An 18535-nucleotide genomic window follows, 5' to 3' on the forward strand; every position below is an offset into this window, starting at 1 on the left:
AAAAACTCCTTGCATGCTCAGCGTGGCCTGAAGCGTGCAGCTGTTGCGTCTTGTCTTGATGGTCAGGGTGGTTCCCTTTCCGAGAGGCAAGGCGCAGCAGGTGTGCGCTTCAGGCCGCGCCTTTATGCCCGAACGGGTGCTTCGGGTCATCCAGGCTGGCCCGCACTCGTTGTTGCGCTTTTTCGATGGATGGACATATCTCGATCCCAGTTAGGGGACACCTTCAAAAGCGCGCCCTCTGTGCCCCGAATGGGGTATAGATTGCGAACCAGACTGAAAGACTGAGTACGCAAGGAGTTTTTCAGAGGTTCCCTAATTCCCCTCTCATGGTTTGCTTTCGCTATGGCGCTCCGTACACTAAGGCCTGACCCAAAGTGAAGAGACTATGGCGCGCCTACACCCGCGATTGCTGGAAGCCCTTAACCTGTTACCGCAGGACAAACCCGTTCATTTGCTGACGCGGCACTCTGTGCGTGAACTGGCCAAGAACGGTTTTGCCGATTACCGCCTGCCCCTGACCCCGGAAGGCATCGATATGGCCCGGGAGTGGGGTAGCCAGCTGGCGCGGCCAGTGGATGCGTTTTTTTCCAGCCCGGTGGGGCGCTGCGTGAATACCGCCAAGGCCATGGCCGAAGGCGCCCGCAAGGCAGGGCTGTTGGAGACGATTCCCGAAATCACCACCGATACCACCCTGGTGGAGCCTGGCTGTTACGTGGAAGACCTGAATCAGGTCGGCCCCACGTTTCTGAAGATGGGTGCGTTTAAATTCCTTAACCAGCACTTACAGCAACCCTTTGAGGGCATGCTGTCGCCGGCAGAAGGCCGCGCCAAGCTGGCCCGGTACCTGAGCGAGCGTGAACCGGCACCGGGCCACCTGAACGTGCACGTGACCCACGACACCATTCTTGCCGTGCTGGTGGCCGAACTGCATGGGCACCGGCGCATTACCGAGGATGACTGGCCCTGGATGATGGAAGGGCTGTGGCTGTGGTTCAGTGGCGGCCAGCTTCACTGGATATGGCGTGGTGATCACTGCCATCGTGCGTTGTAACCGCATTTCTAAACCGATCTCTCCGTTTACCGACTTCTGACGAGGTGTGCCTTGTCCGCGCTGACAATTCGCAATTTGACCAAAACCTATGCCAATGGCGTGCAAGCGCTCAAAGGTATTGATCTGGATGTGAAGAAGGGCGATTTCTTTGCCTTGCTGGGCCCCAACGGGGCCGGCAAATCTACCACCATTGGTGTGATCAGTTCACTGGTCAATAAATCCGGTGGTGATGTGAGCATCTTTGGCTATTCCCTGGATACCCAGCGGTCTCTGGCCAAGAAGCAGATCGGTGTGGTGCCACAGGAGTTCAACTTCAACCAGTTCGAAAAAGTGTTTGATATCGTGGTGACCCAGGCGGGTTTCTATGGCATTCCCGCGCCACTGGCCCGTGAGCGGGCGGAAAAGTACCTGCGCCAACTGGGTCTGTGGGACAAGCGCGACAAACAGTCGCGGACCTTGTCCGGTGGCATGAAGCGCCGGCTGATGATTGCCCGTGCCCTGGTTCATGAGCCGGAATTGCTGATTCTGGACGAGCCCACCGCTGGCGTGGATATCGAACTGCGCCGCTCCATGTGGGATTTTCTGACCAAGCTGAATGCGGAAGGGAAAACCATCATTCTGACCACCCACTATCTGGAAGAAGCAGAGTCCCTGTGTCGCCATATCGCCATTATTGACCACGGCATTATCGCGGAAAATACCGATATGAAATCCCTGCTGGAGCAACTGCAGGTAGAGACCTTCATTCTCGATCTGGCCCGGCCCGTTAGTGAAGCCCCGCAACTGGAAGGGTTTCAGGTGTCTCTGCGCGATGCCAAGACGCTGGAAGTGGCGGTGCCGAAAAGCGAAAGCCTCAATACCCTGTTTGTGGAGCTGGCGCGGCTCGATTTTGACGTCATGAGTATGCGCAACAAGGCAAACCGGCTGGAAGAATTGTTTGTGCGGCTGGTCGAGCAGAACCTGCCGGGGGAGCAAGCATCATGAGTGCTCGTGAGCAATGGGTGGCATTTCTGACCCTGGTAACCAAGGAAATTCGCCGTTTTACCCGTATCTGGCCGCAGACGCTGCTGCCGCCAGCGATTACCATGACGCTGTATTTCGTGATTTTCGGCAACCTGATTGGCAGTCGTATCGGCGATATGGGCGGGTTCGATTACATGCAGTACATCGTGCCGGGGTTGATCATGATGAGCGTAATCCAGAACAGTTACGGCAATGTGGTGAGCTCGTTCTTTTCCACCAAATTCCAGCATTCCATTGAGGAAATGCTGGTGTCGCCGATGCCGTCTCATGTGATTCTCAACGGCTATATTGTCGGCGGTATGGTGCGTGGCATGTTGGTGGGACTGATTGTCAGCCTGCTCAGCCTGTTCTTTACTCACCTGTCCATGCAGCACGTTTTTATCACCATCACGGTGGTGATTCTCACGGCAGCATTGTTTGCTTTGGGGGGCTTTATCAATGCGATTTTCGCCAACAAGTTTGACGATATTTCCATTGTCCCCACCTTTATCCTGACACCGCTGACCTACCTGGGCGGGGTCTTTTATTCCATTGATCTGCTGCCGGAGTTCTGGCGGGCGGTGAGCCTTGCCAACCCCATCGTCTATATGGTCAATGCCTTCCGTTACGGGGTACTGGGCGTGAGCGACGTGAATGTATACGCTTCCCTGGGGGCCATTCTGGCGTTTGTGATCGCTTTCTACTTATTTGCGCTGTGGTTGCTGCATCGTGGTACCGGTATTCGGCACTAACGAAACCGGCTAAATCCGGCTATGATTAAAGCCAGTCCCATGGACGGGAGTGCCAAGAGGTTATCATGAGCTATCTTAAGGAAACGCCGCTGGGCCGCTCCAGCGAGTATGTTGACGAGTACATGCCTTCGCTGTTGTGTCCGGTGCCGCGCTGGGATGCCCGCGAGTCCCTGGAGCTGGAAGACACCACTCTGCCTTTCCACGGGACCGATATCTGGAATGCGTATGAGTTGTCCTGGCTCAACGAGAAGGGCAAGCCCATGGTGGCCATGTGCGAACTGCGCGTTCCCTGTACTACCCCGAATATTGTTGAGTCCAAATCCCTCAAGCTGTATCTGAATTCGTTTGCCAATACCCGCTTCGAGAGTCGTGACGCGGTGCGCGCTGCCATCGAGAAAGATGTGGCGCAGACGGTGGGTGGCAATATCGAAGTGCTGCTGTATTCGCTACAGGAATCTGCGGGTTTTCCCGTGTGGGAAGACCGGGGTGATTGCGTGGACAATATCGACTTGTCCTTTGAGCATTATGAGTATCGCCCGGACCTGCTGCTATGTGATCAGGGCTCGGAGCAAACCGGGCAGCTCTATTCCCATCTGCTGCGCAGCCATTGCCCGGTTACCGATCAGCCGGACTGGGCTACCGTGGTGATCCGCTATACCGGCCGTGCCATCAGCCCGGCCAGTTTCTTGCGTTATGTGGTGTCACTGCGTAATCACCAGGGGTTTCACGAACAGATTATCGAACAGATCTTCGTGGACCTGATGGCCCAGTGTTCGCCCCGCCATCTGACCGTGTACGGCCGGTTTACTCGCCGGGGCGGCATTGATATCAACCCGTTCCGCTCCAACAGCGAACAACCCCTCCCCAACCGTCGCACCATTCGTCAGTAGCAAGGATGGTGGCGGGTTTTATTTTTCAACAAGGAACCTTTGAATGAGCGAAGAAAATAACAGCAATGGACTGGCGAAACAGGAAGAGCGGAGCCTGGGTCTGGCATGCCACCTGCTGGCCTTTGTCGGTATGGTATTTCCGTTCGGCAATATTCTGGGGCCACTGGTGATCTGGCTGGTTAAAAAAGACGATAGTGCCTTCGTGGATGACCAGGGCAAGGAAGCGTTGAATTTCAATATCACTATTTCCATCGCAGGTTTTGTTGCCTTCCTGCTCACCTTCGTGGTGATTGGTGCCGTCCTGCTGCCGATTATTGGTATCTTCTGGTTGGTGATGACCATCGTGGCTGCCGTAAAGGCCAATGGTGGAGAGCACTACCGTTATCCGCTGACGATTCGGTTGATCAAATAATAGCTAGAAGTTGAAAGTTGAAAGTTGAAGCGAGAGTAAGCGTTTTAACCGTTTTCAAATTAAGAGGCCGCGCCTGTGACTTGGGCGCGGCCTCTTTGCGTTCTGATCAGAGTGACCTGTCACGCGTTTCAACTTTAAACTTTTCACTTTCAACTCACGGCCCCAGCGGCCAGCCAAACCCGATCCACACACCCAGCAATACAGACCACCCCAGCAGCAGTGTCAGGCTGTAGGGCAGCATCAGTGCAATCAGCGTGCCGATGCCGGTATCCGGCTGATAGCGCCGGGCGAAGCCCAGTACCAATACAAAGTAGGGCATTAACGGGGTGATGATATTGGTGCTGGAGTCGCCGACCCGGTAGGCCGCCTGGCTGGCCTCGGGGGAAATGCCCAGCAGCATCAGCATGGGAACAAATACCGGTGCGAGGATGGACCACTTGGCCGAGGCGCTGCCGATCATCAGGTTGATCAGCGCAGTGAGTATAACGAACAGCAGTAGCAGTATCACTTTGGGCACCGATAGTGCGCCAAGCCAGGCGGCGCCTTTCACTGCCAGTAGCAGGCCCAACTGGCTGTAGTTAAACCAGGCCACGAACTGGGCGGCGAAAAACATCAGCACCAGATACCCGGCCATGGAGGCCATGGTGGTCTCCATGGCGGTGATAATGTCGCCACTGCTGCGAAATTGCCCACTGACCCGGCCGTACACCGCTCCGCAGATCCCCGCAATCAATGCCACGATGACCACCAGGCCATGAATGAATGGCGAGCCCAGTACGCTGCCGGTGTCGGGATGGCGCAGTGGCGCGTCACTTGGCAGTACCAGTAACGCCAGCCCGGCGAGCAGCACCACCAGGGTCAGGCCAGTCCACCGCATGGCGCGGGGATGTGTATGCGGCACCTCCGGGGAAGTGTCCGTGGATGCATGGGAGTGCGCCAGACGAGGTTCGGTCAGCTTGCGGGTGACCAGTGTCACCAACCCGGTGACAAGAAAGGTGGAGGCGATGATGAACCAGTAATTGCCGGTGGCATCCACGGTCCGGTCCGGGGTAACAATATGCGCTGCTTCCGTGGATAGCCCGGCCAGGGTGGCGTCCACCGGCCCCACCAGCAAGTTGGCGCTGAAGCCGCCGGAGACTGCCGCAAAGGCGGTGGCGATACCGGCGATAGGGGGGCGTCCCGCCAGTTGAAAGACCAGCCCGGCCAGGGGAATGAGTACCACATAACCGGCGTCCACGGTCAGGCTGGAGAGTACACCAGCAAACGCAACAGTGAACACCAGCGCGCTGCCGGAGGCGCGCCTTACCAGGCTGGCAAGGCTCACCGACAGCAGCCCGGATTGTTCGGCTACGCCCAGGCCCAACATGGCGACGAGCACCACGCCCAGTGGCGCAAAGCTGGTGAAGTTGCCCACCAGGGTGGTGAACAGATAACGCAGGCCGTCACCGTCGAGCAGTGAGCGGGCGGTAATGGTGTCGTCGGTGAGAGGGTGAACCGCGGTGATATCCAGTGCACCCAGTAATGCGGTGAGGGGAAGCAGCAGCAGGCAAAGCCAGACAAATAACAAGGTCGGGTGGGGAAGCCGGTTGCCCAACTGCTCCAGCCGAGCTAGCCAGCCGTGGGTATGAGTCATGGATATTCCCCGCAAAATGAACGTCTACTTTAGCGAGTTGAGTGAATCGCGGGCAAGTGATGGTGGAGCACTATACGCTTGAGGCCTGACACTAATGCCTGGGAGCTGCCTCCTTGTGGCCGCAGGGTTCGGGGGGCGTGTTGCGTGCTACGTGAACCGTGTTGCGGCCGCGAAGCGGCATAAAAAAGCCCCGCGTTTGCGGGGCTTTCATGTTTGGCGGTGAGGGAGGGATTCGAACCCTCGATACCTTGCGGTATACACACTTTCCAGGCGTGCTCCTTCGGCCACTCGGACACCTCACCAGATTGTCGTCAACAGCGCACTGGGCAACTCTTGAGGGCGCGTAGAGTACCGGAGGGGGCGGCGTGAGGCAAGCCTCATGCCGCCGGTTGTTCAGGGTTTGAACAGTGACAGCAATGTGCAGGCCTGGTCTACAGCCAGCCAGCTCACTAACGCCACTTGTACCAGAAAGAAACCGAAGCGAATCTGCACCAGCCAGTGGTTCACGCCGGCCAGATGGATAATGCTCTGGGCCACACGGGCGGCAACGATCCAGGGGAGCAGGCAGGCACTCAGTTCGGTGTTGCCCAGCCACAAAGCGGTGGCGCCGACGACAATCAGGATGCCGAGTAACTCCAGCGTGTTCAGATAGGCCCGATGCAGACGATTGAGGGGGCAGGCCGGGTTGTAGTGATATGGGGGAAAGCCGTCGGCTTTAGTTTTGCCGCTCAACACGGCCAGGGAACGGGCGCTGATCAGCAGGATGAGCAAAAACAATGCCCAGCCCGCATAGGCCAGCAAATAGAAGTGAGTGGTAATGATGGTGCTGTCAGCTGTCATGGGGTCCGATCCTTCGCAAGATAAAGACCCTGATACTCGCAGACCTGCGCGCTGTTGGCACTGGTACCCTGCGCCAAAACCGTCAGCGTGGCTTTTCCCCGGCGTGTCAGGCGCTGCTGGAAGCGGCTGATGCCGTCGGTACTGGCGGTGGCGGTAATGTGGATATCGCTGTCCAGGGGCAGCTGGTACTCAAGCCCGGTCTTGACGGCAACCACGTCCGCATCCACGCCTGCCTGGCGGGCCAGCAGGGTCGTCAGGCTCCAGCCGGCGAGTGTCAGCAGGGCCGACTGGCTGCCAGCAAAAAAGGTGCCTTTGTCGTTGTGGTTGACGGCCAATGGCGCGGTGAGTGTCAGCGCCTGGCCATCAAATGTTTCAAGCTGAAAGGCCAGATGCCGGGTCAGCGGAATGGCATTGCGGACCTGTTCTGCCAGAGCAGCCAGATCTATCATGGCAATTCGCGGAGGAAGTCAGCGGGGGCGTCGTTAGGCAGGGATTTCAGACTGCCCACTGGTTTACCCAGATAAAGGTAAGCGACAACCTGATCCTTGGCCGCAAAGCCGAGCTTTTCCTTGGCCAGGGTAGAGTTTGCCATGGCCCCGGTGCGCCACATGGCACCGATACCCTGTTCGTAAGCCGCGAGCATCATGTTCTGAACGGATGCGCCCACAGCGAGCACCTGCTCCCAGACCGGAATCTTGTGGCCCTCGGTCACTTCGGCCACGGCAATGATAATGGTGGGGGCACGCAGGGCCTTGCTGCGGGCAATCTCCTGAGCACGGTTGTCGGCGTCCGGTTGTGCTTCCAGCAGGTGGGCCACCATGATGTCGCCCAGACGTTCGCGCTGGCGGCCTTGCAGCACGATAAAGCGCCACGGGCGCAGTAGACCATGATCCGGGGCACGAATGGCTGCACGCAGCAACATGTCCAGTTGCTCATCGCTGGGGCCGGGGGCTTCCAGGCGCGGGGCGGATACACGGGTGGTCAGGGCGGTGAGGGTGTCCATTCAGGGCTCCTATTACAACGGCGCCATGGTAGCCCGAATCGCAGATGAGTCCCAGTTGCAGAGTGCGCCCGTTTTCCGGTGGCAGGGAATCGCCTACCTTTAGTCATCCCAGTCTTTTTTCTTAGAGACTAAACCGCTAAGCTTCGCAGAAATCGCGTGAAGCGGATCACATGACGACCTCCATGACGAAAAAGAAAGCTCGCCGCCCCCAGTTGGGTCCCATGGAGCGGGCGCGCCGTCAGGCAAACTACATCCGGCTATTGGCCTTTCTGGTGGCCGCCATGATTCTGATGGCGGGCCTGAAGCTGAACCTGTTTCCCGAGTTATACATGCTGGGGGTGGCGGGGCTGCTGATTTACCCCATGTCGGCCCAGGGGCTGCTGTTCCTGTTTGAAAAGCAGGACCGGCCCACCAAGCCAGTGCACAAATTACTGATGCAGGCTGACGCCATGGTGATTGGCCTGGTGTGTGCGTTGCTGCACTTTTCACTGGTGCCGGCCATGGTGCTGCTGATTATCGTGCACGCCAATTCGGTCAGCAGTGGCGGGCTGAAACCCTGGTTGCTGAATGTGTTGATGACCGGGGTTGGTGCTTTGCTGATGGGCTGGGTGCTGGGCTTTCAGGTGCTGTCGCCGGAACAGACGCCGGTGTTGCTGTCGGTGATTTCCATGCTGGGCTTGGGGATCTATGTGGGTGCCTCCTCCGCGTTTGCCCACCTGCAGGCTCGTTACCTCAAGCAGGCACAGGAGTTGGTGAGGCGCCAGCAGAAGCAGGCGGTGGATATGTCCCGCAAGCTGGCCAAGTATTTGCCGCCCCAGGTATGGGGATCGATTTTTTCCGGCAAACGTGACGCCAAGCTGGAAACCCGACGCAAGCGCCTGACCGTGTTCTTTTCCGACATCAAGGGATTCAGTGCCATCTCCGAAGAGCTGCCGCTGACCACGCTTACCAAAATGCTCAACACCTACCTGAGCGAGATGACGCGCATTGCCCTGCGTCACGGTGGCACCATCGATAAATTCATTGGTGATGCGGTGATGATCTTTTTTGGTGATCCGAAAAGCGAAGGCGCCCAGGAAGATGCCTACCGTTGTGTCTTGATGGCCATTGAGATGCAGGAACAAATGAAGCTGCTGCGCCAGCGCTGGCAGCGCGAAGGCATCGACCACAAGCTGGAAATCCGTATTGGCATCAATACCGGTTACGCCACGGTGGGCAACTTTGGTACCGATTCGCGCATGGATTACACCATTCTGGGCACGGATGTGAATCTGGCCAGCCGCCTGGAATCCGCCTGCCGGCCAGGCGGCGTGTTGATCTCGGAGGCGACCCAGGCGCTGGTGAATAACCGGATTCAGTGCCGCAGCATGGGTGACATTCAGGTCAAGGGATTTAACCGGCCGATCCCCGTGTTCGAGGCGTTGGGTGCCAAACGGGATGCGGGGGCAAAGAACCGTTATGTGTCTGCGCAAACCGATGGCTTTGGCATCCACATCGACCTGGAGCGCATCCGTAATTTCGACAAGAACACCATCTTGCGCACCCTGGCCCGCTCCGCCACGGACCTGAAGCAGGACAAAACGGTGGCCGTGGACTATGAAGCGGAAGGCTTCAGTCTGCACGTGCAGAGCGACATCATGAGAAAACGCGACCGTGAAAAAGTCATTGAGATGATGGGGCGCGCTGCGAAAAAAGTGCAGGTCGAGGTGCGGGTCTGAGCGACAAGCTCAGACAGGGGAACCGGAAAAGCTCCCCCGGTTTTCCTTTTCAACTTTTCACTTTGAACTTTCAACTGATGTATCGCGGGCAGTCCCGCAGGTCGGCTTAGGCGTAGCCGTAAGCCGACATTCAGAGGCTCCCTAATTCAACGGAAACGCCGTCCAGTTGTCGGCCCATGTCTGCGCGCTGCCCGGGCGCATGGCACCGAGATAATCCGCTGCTTCATCCCAGAACTCTCCCTGCGGGATCGCCGTGGCGCCATTACGGGCAGGAGAGCGTGAGGTGGGGGCAAAGTCCGGATGGGAGGTGCTGGTCGCATCGCGGGTGAGCAACGGGTCGGTGCCAAACTGGGCGCCCACGGAACGGCTCTGGAAATAACGACGCTCGTCGAAACCGTTATCGTCATCATTGTCCATGTTTTCTGAGTCGAAGAACGTCAGGCCACGGCTGCCCACTTTATGCACCATCATACTGTTGAAGGTGAGCTCGCCTTCCTGAATACGGCGCACGGTCTCGCCGCCTTTCAGGTCGATGGTTTCCCCGGAGAAACCGTCAATAATCATGTTGTTGAAATGCCCGCCGGTGCCCACTTTTAGGGTCATCGCCCGGTGGTATTTTTCATGGCTGCGCGGGCTGATCAAGGTCACGTTATACATGACCGGCGCGGAAATGGGTGTGGCATCCGGATTCGCCTTGAGATTATCGCCTTCAAACGCATTGTCGCCCACATTGGCATGCTGTTGCACGACCAGAAACTGTACCCGGCCACGCCAGCCCATATCCCAGTCCAGCGAGTCGTCCGCAGCACCGGTAATAATGATGTGCTTGAGGTCCACTGTGCCACCGAACACTTCGATACCGTCGTCCAGTGCGCGATGGACCTGCACATTACGAATAATGGTGCTGCTGCCACAGCCGCCCAGGGTCAGGCCATTCAATTCGTTATTGGCGTAGACCTCGAAGCCGGCGAACTCCACGCGGGTGTATTCCATCACACCGCAGGAGCCGTCCGCATCGCTGCCGCCAAAGGCTCCCCGGGTATCGCCGTCGGGAATGCCTTCAATATGTGCGTTGGCCACGTTAACCGGTGCGCTGCCGAGCATGACCACACCGCCCCAGTCGCCGGCAGTACGGGTGCCTTCCGGCTGGGTGCTGGTGAAGACGATGGGTGCGTTTTCCTGGCCACGGGAGAACAGGGTGGCGTCCCGGGTAATTACCAGGGCGGAGCCGGGTTTGCCTTCAATGCGTGTGCCGGGCTCGATGGTCAGACTGCCGCCCGCTTCCACATAGACAATGCCATCCAGTACCCAGGTGGTGCCGGCATGCCAGGTGTTTTGTCCGAACAGGGAGCCTTTGATGGTTTGCTGCCCGGCGATCAACTGGCGCACCGGGTCATAGGCAAAATAGCCCGCCATGCACAGCACAACGACGGCCAGGGCAACCCAGGCATAGAGGCCTGAAGGTTTACCGCTGGAGGGGTGTCTGCTGCCCAGGGTTTCCGCGATATCCGGGTTGGTGAGTGGGGTCGGCAGGCTGGCGGTAGGGCGTTTGTGCAGCAATACGCCGTCCCGGTTGGCCTCCTGAAGCTTCAGCCCCAGCGCCCGGATTTTTCGGTTGTCACTTTGAATGGCGCGGGTAATGATTTCCGCTCGGTAGACCGGGTCGTTCAGCAGCGTGTTGAAATGAACAAATCGCAGACTGCTGTCATTTTCCTGATCAAAATTCTGTTTAAGCTGCCACAGCAATTCGACCAATTGTGCACGCGGTGATGAAACTGCATCGATCATACATCCCCCCAAACGGATATCACGCAATCACCAGAAGGGGGGCAGTGTGTAAAAAAAATATGACAGTAGGGTGAAACAAGCGAGGAGTTGCGCGCGACAACGTGATAGACAGTAAAGGCTGGAAACGTGCTCCAGATTTCGGGTTTTCCACGAAGCCGCTGTAGGCGTTCCTCTTGAGGGACGAACCCTAAGACCGGTCAGGCGTCCGGGTTCGACAGGTCAGAAAGAAAGTGCATCGGATGCCTCTGTTGCCTCGCTGCGCTCGGTTCGTTCCCTGGAAGGGAACGCCTGCCCATTCTTCGCGGGCGGGGCGGTTGCCGTGTGGCGTCCCGCCCCCCCCCCTGTCCTCAAACAGCGTTGCCGCTTGCCGCTGTGTTACGCGCCGAGAATCGCGTCAGCCGCTTTTTCGGCAATCATCACGGTCGGGGCATTGGTGTTACCACCAATCAGCGTCGGCATGATGGAAGCATCTACCACGCGCAGGCCTTCCAGGCCGTGTACGCGCAGGTCCGCGTCCACCACCGCCATGTCATCACTGCCCATTTTGCAGGTGCCCACGGGGTGATAGATGTTGTCGCACTTCTGGCGCAGGAACTCGCGGATCTCTTCATCACTCTGCGTGTCCTTGCCCGGGAACAGTTCTTCACCGCGCCAGTCATTCAGCGCCTGTTGCGCCAGGATTTTGCGAACGGCCTTCACACCGCGAACCATGCCTTCCATGTCGTCCGGGTGTTCCAGGAAGCGCGGGTCGATCAGGGCCGGTGAGCGCGGGTTGGCATCGCGCAGGGTAATATTGCCACGGCTTTTGGGTCGCAGGATGCAGACGTGGGCGGAATAGCCGTAGCCCATGCTGAACAAGGTGTTGAGGCCGTGATTGTCCAGCTTGGCCGCGGTCAGGTGCAGTTGCAGGTCCGGGATCGTCTCTTCCGGGCGGGATTTAATAAACCCGCCAGCTTCCGCCACGTTGGAGGTAAGCTGCCCATTGCGGCGGTAGAAGAAATTGAAGATGCCTTTCAGGCCAGTGGTGATCAGCGCGCCGGGCGCCAGGCTCAGAGTGTCCTTGCGCAGGCTCTTGTGTACCACCAGGGCATCGGGGTGATCCTGCAGGTTTTCGCCGACACCGGGCAGCTCATGGACCAGCGGGATGTTGTGCTCGGCCAGCTCGGCAGCCGGGCCTACCCCGGACAGTTTCAGTACCTGGGGAGAGTTGATCGCACCGCCGGACAGGATGACTTCGTTCTCCGCTTTCAGGGTGCGGATCTGGCCGTTGTGTTCCACTTCCACACCGATGGCGCGCTTGCCTTCGAACAGGATGCGGTTTACCAGTGCACTGGTAAGCACGGTCAGGTTGGGGCGGTCCATCACCGGGTGCAGGTAGGCCTTGGACACCCCGCAGCGTTCACCGTCCTTCTGGTTGACCTTGTACATGCCCACGCCTTCCTGGACATCATTGTTGAAGTCGTCGGTGGCGGGGTGGCCGGCTTCCACGCCGGCCTTGATAAAGGCATTGCTCACCGGGTGGGTGAAGCGCAGGTCTGCAATGTTCAGCTTGCCACCGGTGCCATGGAAGGGGCCTTCACCGCCTTCATAATGCTCCGAGCGTTTGAAAACAGGGAGCACGTCGTCAAAGCCCCAGCCTTTGTTACCCAGGGCGGCCCAGTGGTCGTAGTCCGATTGGTGGCCCCGGGTGTAGCACATGGCATTAACGGCGGAGGAGCCACCCAGGGTTTTCCCGCGGGGAATATAGATTTGGCGATTGTTCAGCGCCTTTTGCGGTACGGTGTAGTAACGCCAGTTACGTGCGTTGGAACGCATCATCAAAATGATGCCTGCTGGTATCCGAATGAACAGACTGTTATCGGCGGGGCCAGCTTCGAGCAGGCATACGCGATTATTCGGATTTTCGGAAAGGCGGTTGGCAAGTACGCAGCCGGCAGAACCGGCGCCGACAATGATGTAATCAAACTGCATGGTGTCTGCCTTCGGCTAATGGCACAGTAAACAGCGTATTTTAGGAGGTCGGCCCATGAAAACGAGGTTTGTTTGTGACCGGCAAGTCCAATGTATACCACGCTGGGTGGCGATGTCTTTGGCCCTGATGCCTGCTCTGGCGGTTTCGGATGTGCCGCAGGGCTGGCGGGAAGTGGAATTCACAGGACATACGAAGTACCGCCAAGTTAACGGTTGCTGGCATGCTGATGCGCAGGGAACAGCGTCGGGGCTGGTGCAAGAGCAACAGGTGGATCTCAACCAGACACCCTGGCTGACCTGGCAGTGGCAGGGGGAAGTCATCCCGCCCTGGCCTGACACCTTGGAGCAAAGCAAGGCGGGGGATGACTTTCAGGCTCGCGTGTACGTGGTGAAAAAAGGCTGGTTGCCCTGGCAGACGCGGGCCATCAACTATGTCTGGTCCCGTGATGCCGAGCCCGGCGCTCACTGGCCCAACCCGTTTGCCAGCCAGGCAGAGATGGTCGTGGTGCAGGGACCGGGTGGTGCCGGCACCTGGCACCGGTTCTCGCGCAATGTGCAGGCCGATTTCAGGCGTTTTCATGGCATGGAGGTGAACGCAGTGGATGCGGTGGCGATCATGACGGATGGCGATAATACCGGCACGCGGGTAATGAGCTGTTACCGTTTGCCAGTGTTTCGTGCTGCTGCGCAGGATGAACCAGAGTGAAGCAACGGATAAGCGAGGATAAAGAAAGTTGCGGCCATTACCGCGAGCTGTTTATTATTTATTCAATCCGGTGTCTGTGATTAGCCTGTCGTGGCAGGTTAATCAGAGATAACCGGGTAAAGGCGCTGCCATCGTGTTCATACACAGCCACAGGCAATCCACTTTCCTCCGCCGGTCCATGCCGGACGGTGCTCCTGCCTCTCCCCGCTCCTTGTCGCCGACCCTTGTGTCGCAGAATCGTCATTACTTTACGTTTATATCTGCGGAGTTTCTGAATAACTCCTTGCGTGATCACATTGCTGAGGTTGCCCATGAGTGAACGCATTCTGCGCCTGGATAAAGCCGGCACGCCGGTTGAGTGGCTCGACTGGCAAATGGCCGCCACCCTTTATGCGCGTGGCTTGGTGACCTGGACGCTGGGAGATGTGATCTACCGGCTGCACGGCGGCACCAGTCGCCTTACCGGCACCCGTTCCTGCCTGTCTCTGCATTCGATCATCGCCTGCGATGGCGTTACCCATAACCACAAGCGCCCGGCACCACCTTTGACCAACCGGGCGTTGTTTCGGCGCGATCAGCATTTGTGTCTCTATTGCGGTAAACCGTTTCCCGAAAACGTGCTCACCCGTGACCATATCGTGCCCACTTCGCGCGGGGGAAAAGACCGTTGGCTGAATGTGGTATCGGCGTGTCGGCGCTGTAACCAGCGCAAGGGTAGCCATCGGCTTGACGAAATCGAGATGGAATTACTGGCGTTGCCCTATGTGCCTAATATGGCGGAGTATCTGGCGCTGATTAACAGCCACCGTATCCGTGGCGATCAAATGGAGTTCCTGCGCAGCCAGTTTGGTAAAGAAAGCCGGTTGTTGTAAAACGGAATGTAAAAAAATGCAGGCGCTGCTGCGTTTTTATTTACAACTCGCCGCTTCGCTCACCATATTTCACATTGCCTTGATGCGAATTCAGATACACTGAAATATCGCTCGCACCTTATTGTTCAGGGGAAAATCTATTCGTTACGTTATTTTCTCGTTCTGCTGCTTAATTGCTGTAGCCGCTGCCGCGGCACAGGGCGAGAGTGACTCCAAAACGGCGGCTTTTTATTACGGCCCGGATATTCCATGGTCGTCATTGGCGTCGTTTGATTTTCCTGTGGTGGAGCCGGATCAGGCCGACAGTTTGCCGCAGGCCTATCGGGACGAAACCTTCTATGCCTATGTGAGCCTGGGCGAGGTATTGTCCCAGCGGCATTATTTTGCTGGCCTGGACAAGGCCTGGTTGCTGGGTAAAAACCCGGACTGGGGCTCGTTTATTCTTGATCAATCTTCCCCGGCGCTGCGCAGTTATTTTATCGATGCCGTGATCGAACCGCTCTGGGCCAAGGGCTACCGTGGCTTTTTCCTCGACACCCTGGACAGCTATCAGCTGGTTGCCAAAGACGAGGCCGCGCGTGAGCGTCAACGACAGGGGCTGGCGGCGTTAATTAATGCCATCGCCGAGCGCCATCCCCAGGCGGGGTTTATTTTTAACCGTGGTTTCGAGCTGATGCCGCTGGTGCAGGCCCGGGTGGATGCGGTGGCGGCCGAGTCCCTCTACCAGCGGTGGTTGCCGGACAAGGACCAGTTTACTGCTGTCCCGGAGGAAGACAGGGCCTGGCTGCTGGGCCAGTTTGAACAGGTCCGTGAGCGTTATGGCGTCAGCACTATCGCCATTGATTATGCGCCTCCCGGGTCCCGTGACCAGGCGCGCAAGATTGCCAGCGACATTGCCCGGCATAACGTGATTCCCTGGGTCACCAACCCGGCGCTGGACATGATGGGCGTGGGGGAGCTGGAAATCCTGCCCCGCCAGGTGCTGCTGGTATACGGCGGCAGCGAGGAGCGCACCTGGGAATTGACCGATGCGGTGCGCTACGGGCTGATGCCCCTGCAGTTTCAGGGCCTGGTGCCGGATATTCGTGCGGTGGATGCGCCCATGCCGGCGGGCACGCTGGCCGGCCGTTATGCGGGCATTGTTATCTGGCTGGAAGATTCGGAAGTCGCCAGCGATGGCTTTGAAGACTGGCTGGCACAACAGAAAGAGGCCGGCGTGCCCATCCTGATGCTGGGTTATCCCGCCATTGACCCGCAGGGCCCCCATGCCCGGGACTTCGGTTTTGAGTCGCGCAACACGCCGGCAAGCCCGCCACAGATTGTCTCTCAGCACCCGGACATGGGGTTTGAAGTTACCTTACCGAAACTGCTGGAGTTGTCTGCGCCGGTGGATAACGACAACGCCACCCCCTGGTTAAAATTACGTAGTGAAAATCAGACCTTTACTCCGGTGGCGGTAACGCCCTGGGGCGGCTACGCCTTTCAGCCTTTCCTGATTCGTGCCGCACTACCAGGGGTGAAGACCGGCGGCGGGGATCGCTGGGTGCTTAATCCGCTCACCTTCACTCGTGACGCCCTGCAATTGCCCGACATGCCGATTCCTGACGTGACCACCGAAAATGGCCGGCGACTGTTGTTTGCGCACATGGACGGCGATGGCTTCCCCAGCCTGGCGGAAGTGGAAGGGTACCGGGGGAAAGCGGATGCCCTGGTGCTACTGGATGAAATTCTCGAGAAGTTTGATATCCCCACCACCATTTCCGTGATTGAAGGGGAAGTGTCCAGCGAGGGGTTGTATCCAAAAATGGCGCCGGAGCTGCAGCGTATTGCCCGTGCCATGTTTGCCCTGCCCCATGTGGAAGCGGCAACACACACTTACTCGCATCCTTTTTTTTGGTACGACGCCCAGGCAAACCCCGGGGAACTGTACGGGCCGGAAGGGCAGCTGCGACTGCCGCTGCCGGACTACCGCATGGACCCGGTGCGCGAAGTGGTGGGCTCGGCAAACTATATCGAACGCGAGCTGTTGCCGCCGGGCAAGAAGACCCGCATGGTGCTGTGGAGTGGAGACACCATTCCCACACCGGAAGCGCTGAAAGCGGCCCGTGAGGGCGGCCTGTTGAACATGAATGGCAGCGATACGATCATCACCAACAGTGCCCCCACCTGGACGCTGGTGAAGGGCATTGGTATCCCGAAAGGGGATGAATACCAGGTCTACGCGCCCAACCAGAATGAAAATATTTATACCAATGAGTGGACCGGGCCTTTCTATGGCTTTGAGCGGGTTATCGAAACCTTCAAGCTGACCGAAACGCCCCATCGTTTTAAACCGGTGGATATTTACTACCACACCTATATCGCCAGCAAGAATGCCTCACTGGAGTCCCTGCGACGGGTGTATCAATGGGCCAGTGAGCAGCCGTATTTTCCGCTGTTCGCGTCGGACTACAGTCGCAAGGTGCTGGATTTCAACGATATGGTGATTGGCCGCCGGGGTGATCAATGGTGGATTCAGGGCAACGGCCAGCTACGTACGTTACGGCTGCCGGACGGGCTGGCGCTTCCCGCGTTGGCACAAAGCAGCGGTGTGGCCGGCTACCGTGAAGACAAGCCCGGGCGTTATGTGCATTTGAGCGGTGCGAACGCCCATTGGCGAGGTCAGGCATCCAGCGACCAGGACAGCAGGGTGCCGTATTTGCAGCAGGCAAATGGTCGGCTAACGGCCTTTTCCCGCGACGGACGAAACCTGCGTTTTTCCCTGAAAGCCATGGCGCCACTGGACTTTACCCTGGGCAATGCCCGGGGCTGCACCTTGTCTCATCAGGGAACAACACTCAAACCTGCCGGCAGGGAAGGCCGGTTATATCACTACAGGAGTGCGGCGCGTGGGCTCAATGAGCTACGGCTACAATGTCCGCACTGAACGGCTGCGGGTTGTTGGGCTACCGGAATTATTCGCCTTTCTGATTCTTATCGGCGTGGTGTGCTGGATGCTGTTCCCGCGGGACTTGTCCTCATCCCTGCGTACTGCGCGTCTGGACGCGGTGACATTCAGCTATATGCAAGCCTGGCTGAAAGCCAAACCGGATGACCATGAGCTACGTTTGTTGATGGCACGGGAGTTGATTCTGCAAGGTAACTTTGTGGCGGCGGATGACCAGCTGCAAATCGTGGCTGCTGATACCAATGGCCGCTATGACACCCAGATCGCCTGGCTGGAATTGCGCCGGGATTTTACCCGTTTGATGGCCATAGACGCCGACAATCGCCGTGGCACCATGCTTGAACATGAAACCCTGACCCGTTTGCGCGCGATTGACTGGGCCGCCCTGAACAGTGAAAAACGCATCCGCTTCGCTGACATGGCCCTGGCCATGGGTAGCGTGGACCTGGCGGTGCAAGCCTATCGCCGGTTGGCGGATAGTGCGGCCAACCCCAGCCAGTGGCACGTCAAGGCGGCAAAAGTGCTGCTCGCCCACGGGCGCTATTCCGAGTCTGCGGATGCCTACATTGCGGCCATGGACGCACGCGGCAATTACACGGTGCGCAAGCGCTATTTCCTGGCTGCACTCAACGCGCTGCAAGCGGGCAGCCTGCATGACAAGGCGCTGCGTTTAGCTCAGGCCCGTGAGCGCGCTTTCTATCACGACAAGGCCGTGTTGTATCGCTTGATGACCCTGGCCCAGGCGGGCGGCAACATGCCGGTGGCCGAGCACTACGCGGTGTTGTTGCTAAGCTTGCCGTCCGTGGAGGGTAGCCGATGACCCGCCGCCCGCGGATACGACAATGGCTCCATGCGGCGATCTTCCCCCTCGCACTGTTGTCTGCCGTGCCGCTTGCCCATGCGGACACGCCGGCGCCCTATGTGGAGCGCTACTACGACCGCAGCTACCA

General features: G+C 58.2%; 16 protein-coding genes and 1 tRNA gene. 10 read left to right on the forward strand and 7 right to left on the reverse strand.

The window, feature by feature from the left end:
* Window positions 1-385: 385 nt before the first annotated feature.
* The 5 genes from A3730_RS11245 to A3730_RS11265 all read left to right on the forward strand — a co-directional run bounded on the left by A3730_RS11245 (window position 386) and on the right by A3730_RS11265 (window position 4107).
* On the forward strand, window positions 386-1051 hold the full coding sequence (locus tag A3730_RS11245; protein WP_063520530.1) for a histidine phosphatase family protein: 666 nt from the start codon (window positions 386-388) through the stop codon (window positions 1049-1051).
* Window positions 1052-1102: 51 nt separating this feature from the next.
* Window positions 1103-2035: an ABC transporter ATP-binding protein gene (locus tag A3730_RS11250; RefSeq protein ID WP_063520531.1), complete on the forward strand. Its 933-nt coding sequence runs from the start codon at window positions 1103-1105 to the stop codon at window positions 2033-2035.
* Window positions 2032-2805: an ABC transporter permease gene (locus tag A3730_RS11255; RefSeq protein ID WP_063519978.1), complete on the forward strand. Its 774-nt coding sequence runs from the start codon at window positions 2032-2034 to the stop codon at window positions 2803-2805. The genes A3730_RS11250 and A3730_RS11255 overlap by 4 nt, the downstream gene beginning before the upstream one ends.
* 65 nt (window positions 2806-2870) lie before the next feature.
* The gene (gene queF / locus A3730_RS11260) at window positions 2871-3695 is read left to right on the forward strand and encodes an NADPH-dependent 7-cyano-7-deazaguanine reductase QueF (RefSeq protein ID WP_063519977.1); all 825 of its coding nucleotides are present in this window, start codon (window positions 2871-2873) and stop codon (window positions 3693-3695) included.
* Between the two features lie 43 nt (window positions 3696-3738).
* On the forward strand, window positions 3739-4107 hold the full coding sequence (locus A3730_RS11265) for a DUF4870 domain-containing protein (RefSeq protein ID WP_063519976.1): 369 nt from the start codon (window positions 3739-3741) through the stop codon (window positions 4105-4107).
* Between the two features lie 154 nt (window positions 4108-4261).
* Here A3730_RS11265 and A3730_RS11270 read toward each other — a convergent pair whose 3' ends face one another.
* From A3730_RS11270 to A3730_RS11290, 5 genes are all read right to left on the reverse strand, one after another.
* A complete protein-coding gene (locus tag A3730_RS11270; RefSeq protein WP_063519975.1) occupies window positions 4262-5740 on the reverse strand; it encodes an AbgT family transporter in 1479 nt (492 codons plus the stop codon).
* Window positions 5741-5954: 214 nt separating this feature from the next.
* Window positions 5955-6042, reverse strand: a tRNA-Ser gene (locus A3730_RS11275).
* Window positions 6043-6133: 91 nt separating this feature from the next.
* Window positions 6134-6580 carry an MAPEG family protein gene (locus A3730_RS11280; protein ID WP_063519974.1) on the reverse strand — a complete coding sequence of 149 codons (447 nt, stop codon included), beginning with the start codon at window positions 6578-6580 and terminating at the stop codon, window positions 6134-6136.
* Window positions 6577-7029, reverse strand: a complete 453-nt coding sequence (locus A3730_RS11285; protein WP_063519973.1) for a YiiD C-terminal domain-containing protein — start codon at window positions 7027-7029, stop codon at window positions 6577-6579. The genes A3730_RS11280 and A3730_RS11285 overlap by 4 nt, the downstream gene beginning before the upstream one ends.
* Entirely contained in the window at window positions 7026-7583 is a 558-nt protein-coding gene (locus tag A3730_RS11290) for a nitroreductase (protein ID WP_063519972.1), read from the reverse strand. The genes A3730_RS11285 and A3730_RS11290 overlap by 4 nt, the downstream gene beginning before the upstream one ends.
* Before the next feature lie 182 nt (window positions 7584-7765).
* Between A3730_RS11290 and A3730_RS11295 the strand changes: the two genes are divergently transcribed.
* A complete protein-coding gene (locus A3730_RS11295; RefSeq protein WP_063519971.1) occupies window positions 7766-9301 on the forward strand; it encodes an adenylate/guanylate cyclase domain-containing protein in 1536 nt (511 codons plus the stop codon).
* 141 nt (window positions 9302-9442) lie between these two features.
* Here A3730_RS11295 and A3730_RS11300 read toward each other — a convergent pair whose 3' ends face one another.
* Window positions 9443-11089: a hypothetical protein gene (locus tag A3730_RS11300; protein WP_063538087.1), complete on the reverse strand. Its 1647-nt coding sequence runs from the start codon at window positions 11087-11089 to the stop codon at window positions 9443-9445.
* A 375-nt stretch (window positions 11090-11464) separates the two neighbouring features.
* Window positions 11465-13060: a GMC family oxidoreductase gene (locus A3730_RS11305; RefSeq protein ID WP_063519807.1), complete on the reverse strand. Its 1596-nt coding sequence runs from the start codon at window positions 13058-13060 to the stop codon at window positions 11465-11467.
* Between the two features lie 112 nt (window positions 13061-13172).
* Here A3730_RS11305 and A3730_RS11310 point away from each other — a divergent pair, with 112 nt between their 5' ends.
* The 4 genes from A3730_RS11310 (at window position 13173) to A3730_RS11325 (ending at window position 18405) form a co-directional block, all read left to right on the forward strand.
* Entirely contained in the window at window positions 13173-13766 is a 594-nt protein-coding gene (locus A3730_RS11310) for a DUF3047 domain-containing protein (RefSeq protein ID WP_231880595.1), read from the forward strand.
* A 311-nt stretch (window positions 13767-14077) separates the two neighbouring features.
* Window positions 14078-14638 carry an HNH endonuclease gene (locus A3730_RS11315; protein ID WP_063519808.1) on the forward strand — a complete coding sequence of 187 codons (561 nt, stop codon included), beginning with the start codon at window positions 14078-14080 and terminating at the stop codon, window positions 14636-14638.
* 280 nt (window positions 14639-14918) lie between these two features.
* Window positions 14919-17564, forward strand: a complete 2646-nt coding sequence (locus A3730_RS11320; protein ID WP_231883933.1) for a bifunctional glycoside hydrolase 114/ polysaccharide deacetylase family protein — start codon at window positions 14919-14921, stop codon at window positions 17562-17564.
* Window positions 17536-18405, forward strand: a complete 870-nt coding sequence (locus A3730_RS11325; protein WP_063519878.1) for a hypothetical protein — start codon at window positions 17536-17538, stop codon at window positions 18403-18405. The genes A3730_RS11320 and A3730_RS11325 overlap by 29 nt, the downstream gene beginning before the upstream one ends.
* The last annotated feature ends 130 nt before the right edge of the window (window positions 18406-18535 follow it).

The organism is Alcanivorax sp. HI0044 (assembly GCF_001634945.1).

Bases quoted from the DNA above. Each gene is read 5' to 3' on its own strand.
- A3730_RS11245 (WP_063520530.1), top strand. From the start codon at position 386: ATGGCGCGCCTACACCCGCGATTGCTGGAAGCCCTTAACCTGTTACCG.
- A3730_RS11255 (WP_063519978.1), top strand. From the start codon at position 2,032: ATGAGTGCTCGTGAGCAATGGGTGGCATTTCTGACCCTGGTAACCAAG.
- queF (WP_063519977.1), top strand. From the start codon at position 2,871: ATGAGCTATCTTAAGGAAACGCCGCTGGGCCGCTCCAGCGAGTATGTT.
- A3730_RS11265 (WP_063519976.1), top strand. From the start codon at position 3,739: ATGAGCGAAGAAAATAACAGCAATGGACTGGCGAAACAGGAAGAGCGG.
- A3730_RS11270 (WP_063519975.1), bottom strand. From the start codon at position 5,740: ATGACTCATACCCACGGCTGGCTAGCTCGGCTGGAGCAGTTGGGCAAC.
- A3730_RS11280 (WP_063519974.1), bottom strand. From the start codon at position 6,580: ATGACAGCTGACAGCACCATCATTACCACTCACTTCTATTTGCTGGCC.
- A3730_RS11285 (WP_063519973.1), bottom strand. From the start codon at position 7,029: ATGATAGATCTGGCTGCTCTGGCAGAACAGGTCCGCAATGCCATTCCG.
- A3730_RS11290 (WP_063519972.1), bottom strand. From the start codon at position 7,583: ATGGACACCCTCACCGCCCTGACCACCCGTGTATCCGCCCCGCGCCTG.
- A3730_RS11295 (WP_063519971.1), top strand. From the start codon at position 7,766: ATGACGAAAAAGAAAGCTCGCCGCCCCCAGTTGGGTCCCATGGAGCGG.
- A3730_RS11300 (WP_063538087.1), bottom strand. From the start codon at position 11,089: ATGATCGATGCAGTTTCATCACCGCGTGCACAATTGGTCGAATTGCTG.
- A3730_RS11305 (WP_063519807.1), bottom strand. From the start codon at position 13,060: ATGCAGTTTGATTACATCATTGTCGGCGCCGGTTCTGCCGGCTGCGTA.
- A3730_RS11310 (WP_231880595.1), top strand. From the start codon at position 13,173: ATGTCTTTGGCCCTGATGCCTGCTCTGGCGGTTTCGGATGTGCCGCAG.
- A3730_RS11315 (WP_063519808.1), top strand. From the start codon at position 14,078: ATGAGTGAACGCATTCTGCGCCTGGATAAAGCCGGCACGCCGGTTGAG.
- A3730_RS11325 (WP_063519878.1), top strand. From the start codon at position 17,536: ATGAGCTACGGCTACAATGTCCGCACTGAACGGCTGCGGGTTGTTGGG.